This window comes from Emticicia sp. W12TSBA100-4, assembly GCF_040253585.1.
Classification (GTDB): Bacteria; Bacteroidota; Bacteroidia; order Cytophagales; family Spirosomataceae; genus Emticicia.
This window is the reverse complement of sequence record NZ_JBELAU010000034.1, coordinates 1-11112: the sequence shown is the minus strand read 5'-3', so window position 1 is coordinate 11112 and position 11112 is coordinate 1. Positions and strand designations below refer to the sequence as shown.

Genomic DNA, 11112 nt, shown 5'->3' with positions numbered 1-11112 from the left:
CAACTTAATTTGCCATGCTCTTGCTACGCAACGTTTTGTTTACTTTTCCCGCCTGACTCTCGTCGTTTGGGAGTGCAAAGGTACGAACCTTTTTTTAATTCGCAATACCTCGCATAAAAACACTTTTTGTACATATTCCACTTCTCCCTTATTATCAGTAACTTACATTTTTAACTACAACTAAAGATACAACAAGTTCTTCTTATTATCCTATTAAATACTTGCATCTCTTACGTGAATTCGAGATTAAAGTATTTTGCATGTATTGGAGGGGAGCTTAATATTGAAAGAAAAACAAATTCTAAGACCTTAAATCTCTTCGAGTGGCTTTTACTCAGTGAATTGTTACGCCCCGATGGGGCTTTATTAGAGGGGATATTTCTTACATTTCTACCGACTTTTAACTCCTACGGAGTAAAATACTTGATAATCTATTGATTGTAAACACTTTATGTGTTTTGCTAATCTATAATCCATATTACATCTTGATTATTTACAGCTATCACACAACTTAAAAGGTGTAATGTTAGCCTCACATGCGGATAATTTGCATCTCTACTCTGCGATTAAGAGATTTATCGGTGCGTGAGATTGGTGAATCTGGCCCCATTCCTCTTACTTGAATACGATTTGACTTGATCCCTTTCTTTAGTAGGTATTCTTTGCAAGACTTGGCTCTTTTTAATGAGAGTTCGATATTACTGTTGCGGTCGCCTTCGTCGGATGTGTGTCCTATGATTTCGATAATCATTGTTGGAGATTGTTGCATTAACTGTTCAACTTTGTCGAGTTCACTCATGGCACTTGGACTAAGTATGTCTTTGGCTTGTTCGAATTGCAGGCTTTTCAGAATTATCTTTTCACCTGTTGTAACTTTCTTACCTTCATATTCAACAGTTTTTTGTGGTGCAGGCTTCGTAACTATTACAGGTTTGGTAGCTTTTGGATTTCTTGACCATACTAAAAATGGTATTCGTACTCTAAGCCACACAGCTGCTTGGGTAAAATTTAGGTTATTTGTTCCAGCATTTGAGCCATTCCTGATAAAAGTGGCTTGCTTTCTTAAAACATTAGCAGTTGGAATATGTAAACCAATACTTAGTTCTATCGGAAAATCAAAGGAGCTTACCCCTCCTATTCCATATTCGGGTGAAAAGATGAGTACATTATTTCTTTTATAGAGACTTTGACCTGAAAGTCCATTTCCATTGATTACCACTCCATCTCCACTCTCATCTTTAACTTTAGTAGTGTAATGAATATTACATTGAAAATATTTTGCATTTCTATAATGCTTTAAGCCAATAAAATAAGATGTGTATTTATACAAGTAGTACCAAGAATCATATTCGAGATTGTTTGAAATTCTTACGGGTGCTGGGTCTTTTACATAGTTAATGTGCATAGCACGGTTTACTCCTAAATTGACAGACCATTGTTTACTGACCAAGTAGTTTGCATCAATCCCAATGGTGTTGGTCATCTTATAGATTTGCTTGTTGGCACCAGAAGATGTGGTTATTTCACCAATGATATAGTTCTTGAGTGGATTTGATTTTAACACTAAGTTGCTATTAGAACCATCAATAAAAGGAGGTATGGCCCAGCCGACGCCAAAATGAGGTGAAAGTCGAAGTTGTGGACGGTAGGTGTTACTTTGTGAAAAAACCAAAGAACTTATGAAAATGAACAATAGGATTATTGGTGTTTTCATAAATTCTTCGGTTTTGACTTCAATGGAGTTTTATCCTTTAACGGATTTTACGTATTCAACAATATCATTATATAATGTATTATCTGATGAATTTTGTAAAACTCTGATAAACTGGCTACCGATGATTGCCCCCGCTGCATATTGACTTGCTTTGGTAAATGTTGCGTTATCTTTTATACCAAAACCGATGAGTCGTGGATTTCGGAGATTCATGGCATTGACACGATTGAAATATGTTTCCATGGTGTCGGTAATGCCCGATGTTCCGCCCGTTACGCTTGCACTACTTACCATATATATAAAGCCATCGGAAATTTCGTCGATTCGACGAATGCGAGACTCAGTAGTTTGTGGGGTAATCAAGAAAATATTAAGCAGACCATACTGGTCGAATATCGGTTTGTATTCGTCGTAGTATTCGTCCATTGGCAAATCTGGTAAGATTAGGCCATCAACTCCTACTTCTTGACATTTTTTACAGAAGTTTTCGATACCGAATTGTAAGACTGGGTTGATATAGCCCATTAATATAATAGGTATAGAGACTTTTGCTCGGATTCCTTCTAATTGTTGGAATAGAACTTTTAGACTCATTCCATTATCGAGTGCCACTTGGTTTGACTGCTGAATGGTTTCGCCATCGGCCACAGGGTCGGAATAAGGCATTCCGATTTCGGCTATGTCGGCACCAGATTCTTGTAGAGCTTCTAAAACTGTTGTGGTGTCGTTGAGATTCGGGAAACCTGCGGTGAAATATATATTGAGTACGTTGTTGGGCTTTTCTTGAAAAAGCTTGGTAATTCTGTTCATTGTTTTGTTTTTTACTATTGGATAACATTTAATATTTGGCGAACATTTTGTTCGCCCTACATTATTTTCCTGCCCAATAGTCGAGTACTAAAACTTTATCGAGGTGTGGTCCGAGCACTTCTACGAATGCTTTGTGAGCTGGGTGAGGTAAATATACTTCACGGTCTTTCTCAGTTTTGAAAGAAACGAAGAATAAATGCGTGAAACCTTGGTTGAGGTTTTCGGGGCTGTTGTTGGTTCCCCACTCAAAATCAGCGATTTCTTTGATTTTTGTTGGTAATGCACGGAAAGCTTCTTCTACTTTCTTTACATCTTCTGGGCTACTTGTATCTTTAAATTTGAATAAAACGGCGTGACGTAACATTTTGGTTGGTTGTTTTTTGGTTTGAGCATTCGACATGAATGATACTGACATAATGGCGATTGCGAGAAAGAGGGTTTTCATTTTAGATTTGTTTAGTATTGGTTGAATATTATTTACAAATACTTCATATAAGTATCTAAGTCTTTATCGCCACGTCCCGAAAGGTTGATTACTACGGTTTCGTTGGCGGCAGCTTTTAGATATGGTAATACTGCCAATGCGTGAGCTGACTCGATGGCAGGAATGATTCCTTCGAGTTTTGAAAGTTCAAAACCTGCGGTGAGTGACTCTTCATCAGTAATGGCAAAGAATTTTGCTCGGCCAGAATCCCACAAGTGTGCGTGCATTGGGCCAATACCTGGGTAATCGAGACCCGCTGAAATTGAATGTGGCTCAATTACTTGACCGTCTTCGGTTTGCATCAAGATACTTTTGCTTCCGTGAAGTACTCCTGTTTTACCCAAGAAAGTTGTTGCGGCTGACATTCCAGAATTGATTCCGTGTCCGCCTGCTTCGGCAGCGATTAGTTGAACCGATGGCTCATCGAGATAATGATAGAATGCACCTGCGGCGTTTGAACCTCCGCCTACGCAAGCAATTACGTAATCAGGGTTTTCGGTGCCTGTTTTTTCGAGTAACTGCCAACGGATTTCTTCGGAGATAATTGCTTGAAAACGAGCCACCATATCGGGGTATGGGTGCGGGCCAACTACTGAGCCTATAATATAATGTGTATCAACTGGGTTATTTATCCAATGACGCATGGCTTCGTTGGTGGCATCTTTCAAAGTTTTTGAACCGCTGGTTGCTGGGCGAACCTCTGCTCCGAGCATTTTCATACGTGCAACGTTGGGAGCTTGACGCTTGATGTCGATTTCGCCCATGTAAACGATACACTCCAGACCCATCAAGGCACAAACTGTGGCGGTGGCTACACCGTGCTGACCTGCTCCTGTTTCGGCAACGATTTTTTGTTTGCCAAGTTTTTTTGCCAATAAAATCTGTCCGATTGTATTATTTACTTTGTGAGCACCCGTGTGGCACAGGTCTTCACGCTTTAAATAAACATTGGTTTGGTATTTTTCAGAAAGACGATTGGCGTAGAATAATGGCGTTGGACGACCAACGTAATCTTTGAGTAATGCGTGGTATTCGGCTTGAAACTCAGGCTGATAGATAATATCAAGGTAGTTTATCTGCAATTCTTCCACGTTTGGATAGAGCATTTCGGGAATGTATGCTCCGCCAAATTTTCCGTAATATCCTTTTTTATCTACTGAATAGTTTTGTTCTAAAGTTGTCATTTTTTATACCTCAAAGGTTTTCTGTTTTTTAATGCTAAATCTCAAATACTATTGGTTTATTTCTCAAATTATAGCTTTCGTCCAAAACACTTGCGTTGATAAACTCAGTATCTGATTGTTTTACTTGGCCGTAAGCCTCGTGTATATGTCCGCAAATATGAAATCTGGGCTTTACTTCTTTTATTTTTTCGAGTAAATCTTCACAACCTACATTTTCATTCCGAGTTGTTTTATCGAGAATACCATAAGCTGGACCGTGCGTGATGAGAATATCAGTGTTTTGCGGAATTTTGTCCCAATGTCTTTTAATATCTTCGCCACGATACCGATTGAATGCCCAATTATAAAACCACGGTTGAATCGGCGAACCCCAAATGTTGATACCCTCAATTTCGATTCCGCTGTCATTCAGATAAATGACATTCGTAGGAAACAGTTCTTCCAAAACTTTGGCATTATGACTTATTTTCTCAAAATAGAAATCGTGATTTCCTGCTATCAGAATTTTATATGTAAAATCTGTTTTTGAAAACCAGTTTAAAAACTCTTTGATTTCGGATTCATGCCCCATTGACGAAACATCCCCTGCATGAATAAGCATATCACCTTCGGGCAAAACAAGCTTTTGATGTTTTCTGTGAGTATCTGATATAGCTACAATTTTCACAATCTACACTTCAATAGGTCGAATTTTATCCAATAGTTCTTCGAGTTTTTCGATGTCTTTTAATGCTGGTTCAATCTCAAACTTACTGTTTACATCCATTGCGTATGGCTTTGGAATAATTGTTTCCAATACATCAAGGTTTTCAAGACTTATGCCTCCTGCCAAGAAATAAGGCTTTTGATTATCGTACTTATTCAAGATACTCCAATCGAATGCAATTCCATTGCCGCCGTAACCATCACCTTTTGCATCAAACAAGAAGAAATCGACGTGCGGTTTGTAATTATTTACTTGCCCGAACACAAAATCATTATCGACTCTAAATGCTTTGATGATGTTTACGCCTTTCAGTCGAAGGTTTCGGCAAAAATCAGGCATTTCATTGCCATGTAATTGCACATAATTCAAACCGTACTTTTTAACGTTTTGTAAAATAAAATCGACCGTTGCATTAACAAAAACACCTACTTTCTTGATTTCTCTTGGAATCGAATTAATAAACTCTACATCTAACTCTGTTCCTACATAGCGAGGTGACTTGTCATAGAAAATAAAACCGATAAAATCAGGCTTCAACTCGATGAGTGCTTTGATGTTCTCGACATCACGCATTCCGCAAACTTTTAATTTCATATAATAGGAATACCTGCCCCCACAGGCATATTTTATTATTGTATCATACTCGGGGTAGTATGAGGTTAGCAAAAGGTATAAAAAACTATCAAAATTAAGTTTTTTCTTAGATTTTCGCTATAAATTCCCCCAATTTTGTTCCTGGCGACGCATCTTTCATGAAAGTTTCTCCAATCAAAAACCCTTTGTATCCTACCGACTTCAAGAGATTGATGGTTTCTGGCTCGCTGATACAGCTTTCCGAAATTTTGATGACATTGGCAGGAATCTTTTCGGCCAAAGCCAAAGAAGCATTTACGTTGTTTTCGGCAAAGTTTTTTAGATTACGGTTGTTTACGCCAACGATATCAACGTACTCTAACGGGCTGCAGTCGAGTTCTTCTTGGTCGTGAATTTCGAGCAGAACCTCTAAGCCTAACTCATGAGCTTTTTGACTTAAAGACTTAATTTGTTCGGGCGAAAGACAAGCCGCAATCAACAAAATCACATCGGCTCCCCAAGCTTTTGCTTCATAGACTTGATAGGCATCAATCATGAAATCCTTTCGCAAGATTGGCGTTGATGGATTGGCGATTCGAGCTTTTTGTAAATCTTCTTTGTTGCCACCAAAAAAATCAGTGTCGGTCAATACTGAAAGTCCAGCCACTCCTGCTTGGGCATAACCTTGCGTGACTTCCTCGACCGAAAGTTTATCGTTTATAATTCCTTTCGATGGTGATTTACGTTTATGCTCGGCAATGATTCCCGTTGAGTTTTCGGCAGAAAGGTTTGCCACCAGCGAATTGGTTTTTCTTGCAAAAAACTCGCTTTTTTCTAAATCCTGAATTGAAATCTCGACTTTTGCTGCTGCAACTTCGATTGCCTTTTGGGCGGTTATTTTATCTAAAATGGTCATATTCAATGAGGGAATGTTTGAATGAGTGAATGAGCGAATATTTGAATGAAAAAGTTAATTCTATCATTCTCTCATGCTATCATTCATTCATTAGATTTATTCAACTAATTTTTTCATGCTGTTTAAGGCTTTTCCACTTTCTATGGATTCTTTCGCTTGGGCGATGCCTTCCTCTATACTTATATCTTTTGCAATGCTTAGAGCAAAACCTGCATTTGCCAAAACTACATTGGTCTGGGCAGCAGTAGCTTTATTGTTTAGAACGTTTAGTAAAATTTCGGCCGATTCTTCGATTGTTCCTCCGCCATAAATATCTGATTGTTGCTGTAAATTAAAACCTAAGCTTTTTGGAGAAACAATGCTTTTATCTTTATTGGTATGACTTGAAATCTGAAAATCACTGGTCAGCGAAACTTCATCATAGCCAGCCAAATCATAAATGATAGCAAATTTGGCTGAACTTCGACCAAATAACTGAGCATACAAATCAAAAACTGATAAATTATAAACTCCCGAAAACTGTTTTTGAACTTTTGCAGGATTGAGCAATGGCCCCAAAATATTAAAGAACGTTTTCATGCCCAGCTCTTTGCGAATCGGTGCAACGTATTTCATTGCTGGATGAAACAACGGTGCGTGCATGTAACAAATACCTGCTGTTTCAAGCTTTTGTTTCAAATTACTTTCGTCGTTGGTAAACTTCACGCCCAAATATTCTAAAACTGTACTCGAACCAACCGATGAAGACACACCGTGATTGCCATGTTTGGCAACGTTTTGTCCTGCACCCGCAATCACAAAAGCCGATGTTGTGGAAATATTGAAAGTATCTTTCCCATCGCCGCCAGTTCCGACAATATCCATGGCATCAAAATCTGATAAGTCTATTGGCACGGCCAACGAAAGCATAGCTTCACGAAAACCTTCGAGTTCATCAACGGTGATTCCTTTTTGTTGAATTCCCATCAAAAAAGCAGCGATTTGAGAGTTATTGGCTTCTCCTTGTCCGATTTTTAAAAGAGCTTCTTTGCTTTCTTCTTTTGTGAGAGACTGTTTTTCTAAAAGCTGATTGAGGTAATGCTTCATTTTATAGTTGATATATTTTTAGCGGTGAATGGTCAATCATTAAATCAAAATCACTATCGTTATGTACTAAAGAAATATCAAAATGAATAGCGTAGAAAGCGATTAGGCAATCGTTTGGTTTTCTGATAGTGATTCCTTCTTTACGAAGATTTCTGTAAAGTTCGGCAGCTCCAAATGCAGCTTCTTTGGCATCAATTTGTAGGCATGAAAGTCTATCAAGGTTTTTCTGAATCTTGTTAAATTGCTCGTCTTGGCGAATTCCCTGTAAAATTTCTTGAATTATTGGTGGGCAAATTCGTAGTACATCGGTATTCAATAAATACTCATCCAACAAATTAACTTTTGAAGTTTCTTGCCCACGCAAATAGTCAATCCAAATACCAGTATCAAATAGTAATATCTGCATGTTTTGAAGTTCTCATTTCATCTAAATCACCTTCCCAGATAGCTTTTCCTTTTATTTTCCTTAACTCTTCTCCTGCCAAACGACGTAGATATTCTTCCAAAGCAATATTCACAATTTTGCTTTCAGATTTTACTTCCGAAATATCTTGAATCTGTTTTATCAACTCTTTTCGTGTAAGTTGTCTTGTTGAAGCTGTCATAAGAATAGCTGTTTTAATCAAACAAATTTACAAAATCTCTCAACTTCTCATCCAATTTTCTACCATTTTCACTCCGTGTTGTGTCAAATATGCTTCGGGGTGAAATTGTACGCCTCTGATATCATACTTTTGGTGAGCCTCGGCCATTACAAAACCCTTTTCGTCGATGGCAGTGATTTTCAAATCAGCTGGCATGGTTTCGGGAACAACTGTCCATGAGTGATAGCGGCAAACTTCAATTTCGGAAGGGATTCCTTGGAAAAGCACTTCGTTCGAGTCGGTTATCAAACATTTGGTTGTTACTCCGTGAAGCACTTCTCCCATATTATGTAGCCTTGCTCCGAAGGCTTCACCGATTGCTTGATGCCCCAAACATACACCAAAAATAGATTTTGTGGCATGATATGTTTTTATCAAATCAAGCATAATTCCTGCCTCTTCGGGAATACCTGGGCCAGGTGAAAGTAAAATTTTATCGTATTTTTCGACTTCCTCCAATGCAATTTTATCGTTTCTGAAAACATCTACATCGCCACCTAATTCTTTTAGGATATAGACTAAGTTGTAAACAAACGAATCGTAATTATCAAGAACTAATATTTTCATGTTGTTTGTGTTTTTTTTATTATCGTTTAACAATTCCCCCTTTGAAGGGGGCAGGGGGATGTCGTGGGTATATTAAACTCAAAAATCTTTATTTTCTGCAATCCAAGCCACTATCTTTCTCAAAACCCCATTCATATCTTTTATGACTTCCAAATCATCAAATCTCAAAAACCTAACACCATCCATTTCTAACTCCTTTTGTCTTAAAATATCATCAACCTCTTTGCCAATGTGTGAACTTCCATCAATTTCAATAGCAAGCATCAATTCGTGGCAATAAAAGTCAACAATATATCTCCGAAGCGGTACTTGTCTATGGAACTCAACACCGAATACCTTATTTTTAATCTTGTTCCAAAGTAAAATTTCTGATAAAGTACTATTTTTCCTTAGTTCTCTTGCCAAAAGTTTCAAATGCGACTCGTACGGAATTATTTTATTAGGTTTGGGCATTTTATATTCTCGTGTTTTATTCACAATAGCAACATCCCCCGTCCGACTTCGTCAGGACACCCCCTTCGGCTTTTCCGCACTTGGCTTTGCACAAGGGGGAGTATTATTCTCGTTTTCTTTTTAATTCCCCCTTTGAAGGGGCTGTCCTGACGAAGTCGGCGGCGGGGGATGTAAATACTCCAAACTCTCTCAAATCTCCTCCGCCATTTCAATAGCTTTTCTCAATGCTGCCAATTTCAAATGTACTTCTTTCATTTCGAGTTCGACATCAGATTTTGCTACAACGCCCATGCCTGCTTGATAGAAAAGTGTATTATTTTTACTCAAAAATGTACGAATTGCAATGGCATGATTGAAATTTCCTTTGAAGTCCATGAAACCAATTGCTCCACCATAAATACTACGGTTGGTAGGTTCAAATTTATTGATAATTGTCATGGCATTGTGCTTCGGAGCTCCAGAAAGTGTTCCTGCGGGGAAAGTATCTGCCACCAACTGTAATGGATTTGTGCCTTCGTGCATTTTGCCAGTCACTTTTGAAACTAAGTGAATAACATGACTATAAAACTGAACTTCCTTGAAAGTTTCAACTTTTACGTTTTCGGCACTACGAGAAAGGTCGTTTCTGGCCAAATCGACCAACATTACATGTTCGGCCGATTCTTTTGGGTCAGCATGAAGTTGACGAGCTAATTCTGTATCGTGTTCATCATCGCCCGTGCGTCGGAATGTACCTGCGATTGGGTGAATCTCAGCCTGACCATCTTTAATCAAAATTTGTTTTTCGGGCGAACTTCCAAAAATATGGTAATCACCACCATCGAAATAGAATAAATAAGGCGATGGGTTGATAGAACGTAAAGCACGATAAACATTGAAATCATCACCCTCAAACTTTCTGGAGAATCGACGAGAAGGCACAATCTGAAATACATCGCCACGCAAACAGTGTCCGATACATTTATTGATGATTGTTCGCATTTCTTCATCATTCAGATTAGATACCTCATCTTTTTCTGCTTTAAATTTAGCAGTTGACATCTTCGGATTTTTCACAAAAAACTCCAGCGTTTCCAAGCCATCGGCCGAAACTTGTGGTTCTTGTCCTTCGGGCGTGTAAGTATGCTCGAAAATATATAATTCATCTTTAAAGTGATTGATGGCAATCACATAGCGATAAACTCGATATAAAATCTGCGGAATTGCACTTTCGGCACTTTTTTCTTGAATTTCAATGTCTTCAAAGTACTCAACCGAATCATAAGTAATATGTCCGAAGAGTCCGTTTGTGATAAAAGGAAACTCACTTTTAGGGTTTTCAAATTTTGCCGCAAACTCCTGCAAAACTTTTACGCCATCTTTCCGACTCTTCAAAGGGAAACTTTCTTGCGTTCCATCTGGAAATTTCTGAGTAACTACATCATTGTCGAGTTGAAAACTTGCCACTTCATCACAAGCGATATAGCTAAAGCTATTGTGCATGGCGTGATAATCGGCACTTTCGAGAATAACCGAATGTGGGTAATGTCCACGCAAACGTTGAAAAATACCAACTGGCGTAAGCGTATCGGCAAGTAAGCGTTTATGGCGAGTTGAGATGTAATACCCCCCAACACCCCCAGCCCCTAAAGGGGAGCTTTGAACTGAAATGGAATTCGAAATATTATTCATAAAAATAAAATTTTGTTTTTACCCCCCTTTAGGGGTCGGGGGTGGTTGAAAAAAAAGCGGCTTACTGGTATGAACAGTAAGCCGCTTCGCTTAATACTTGTATGTTTTTCTACATAGCAAATCTGTTCATCCTATTTTGCAGGACGCCACCACCAGATTTTTACTATGTTAGAATATTGAGTCATTTTTTGCTTTGTTAACAGCAAGTTTAAGTCTTGCTTTGTGATTGCAAAAGTAATGGTTGATTTTAGAAATCAAAATTTTTTATTGAAATATTTTTCTTTGCCAAAGAAAATATGCTTTT

At 38.3% G+C, this 11112-nt stretch carries 13 protein-coding genes; all 13 read right to left on the bottom strand.

Annotated features, from left to right (window positions below):
- Positions 1 to 532 precede the first annotated feature (532 nt).
- Positions 533 to 1714: an OmpA family protein gene (locus tag ABR854_RS25440; RefSeq protein WP_350268681.1), complete on the bottom strand. Its 1182-nt coding sequence runs from the start codon at positions 1712 to 1714 to the stop codon at positions 533 to 535.
- 30 nt (positions 1715 to 1744) lie between these two features.
- Positions 1745 to 2524 (bottom strand): tryptophan synthase subunit alpha, encoded by a 780-nt coding sequence (gene trpA / locus ABR854_RS25435; RefSeq protein ID WP_350268680.1) that lies wholly within the window; start codon positions 2522 to 2524, stop codon positions 1745 to 1747.
- 61 nt (positions 2525 to 2585) lie between these two features.
- Positions 2586 to 2969 (bottom strand): Dabb family protein, encoded by a 384-nt coding sequence (locus tag ABR854_RS25430; protein ID WP_350268679.1) that lies wholly within the window; start codon positions 2967 to 2969, stop codon positions 2586 to 2588.
- 32 nt (positions 2970 to 3001) lie between these two features.
- Positions 3002 to 4192 (bottom strand): tryptophan synthase subunit beta, encoded by a 1191-nt coding sequence (gene trpB / locus ABR854_RS25425; protein WP_350268678.1) that lies wholly within the window; start codon positions 4190 to 4192, stop codon positions 3002 to 3004.
- Between the two features lie 34 nt (positions 4193 to 4226).
- Entirely contained in the window at positions 4227 to 4859 is a 633-nt protein-coding gene (locus ABR854_RS25420) for a metallophosphoesterase family protein (protein ID WP_350268677.1), read from the bottom strand.
- A 3-nt stretch (positions 4860 to 4862) separates the two neighbouring features.
- Positions 4863 to 5492, bottom strand: a complete 630-nt coding sequence (locus ABR854_RS25415; protein WP_350268676.1) for a phosphoribosylanthranilate isomerase — start codon at positions 5490 to 5492, stop codon at positions 4863 to 4865.
- 106 nt (positions 5493 to 5598) lie between these two features.
- Positions 5599 to 6387, bottom strand: coding sequence for an indole-3-glycerol phosphate synthase TrpC (gene trpC / locus ABR854_RS25410; protein WP_350268675.1), 789 nt, complete (start codon positions 6385 to 6387; stop codon positions 5599 to 5601).
- Between the two features lie 96 nt (positions 6388 to 6483).
- A complete protein-coding gene (gene trpD, locus ABR854_RS25405; RefSeq protein ID WP_350268674.1) occupies positions 6484 to 7473 on the bottom strand; it encodes an anthranilate phosphoribosyltransferase in 990 nt (329 codons plus the stop codon).
- Between the two features lies 1 nt (position 7474).
- Positions 7475 to 7879: a type II toxin-antitoxin system VapC family toxin gene (gene vapC, locus ABR854_RS25400; protein WP_350268673.1), complete on the bottom strand. Its 405-nt coding sequence runs from the start codon at positions 7877 to 7879 to the stop codon at positions 7475 to 7477.
- On the bottom strand, positions 7860 to 8078 hold the full coding sequence (locus ABR854_RS25395; protein ID WP_350268672.1) for a type II toxin-antitoxin system VapB family antitoxin: 219 nt from the start codon (positions 8076 to 8078) through the stop codon (positions 7860 to 7862). The genes vapC and ABR854_RS25395 overlap by 20 nt, the downstream gene beginning before the upstream one ends.
- A gap of 39 nt (positions 8079 to 8117) precedes the next feature.
- Positions 8118 to 8684, bottom strand: coding sequence for an anthranilate synthase component II (locus ABR854_RS25390; protein ID WP_350268671.1), 567 nt, complete (start codon positions 8682 to 8684; stop codon positions 8118 to 8120).
- Positions 8685 to 8762: 78 nt separating this feature from the next.
- Positions 8763 to 9161: an endonuclease domain-containing protein gene (locus ABR854_RS25385; protein ID WP_350268670.1), complete on the bottom strand. Its 399-nt coding sequence runs from the start codon at positions 9159 to 9161 to the stop codon at positions 8763 to 8765.
- A 165-nt stretch (positions 9162 to 9326) separates the two neighbouring features.
- Complete coding sequence (locus ABR854_RS25380) at positions 9327 to 10808, bottom strand: anthranilate synthase component I family protein (RefSeq protein WP_350268669.1); 1482 nt, start codon at positions 10806 to 10808, stop codon at positions 9327 to 9329.
- Between the last annotated feature and the right edge of the window lie 304 nt (positions 10809 to 11112).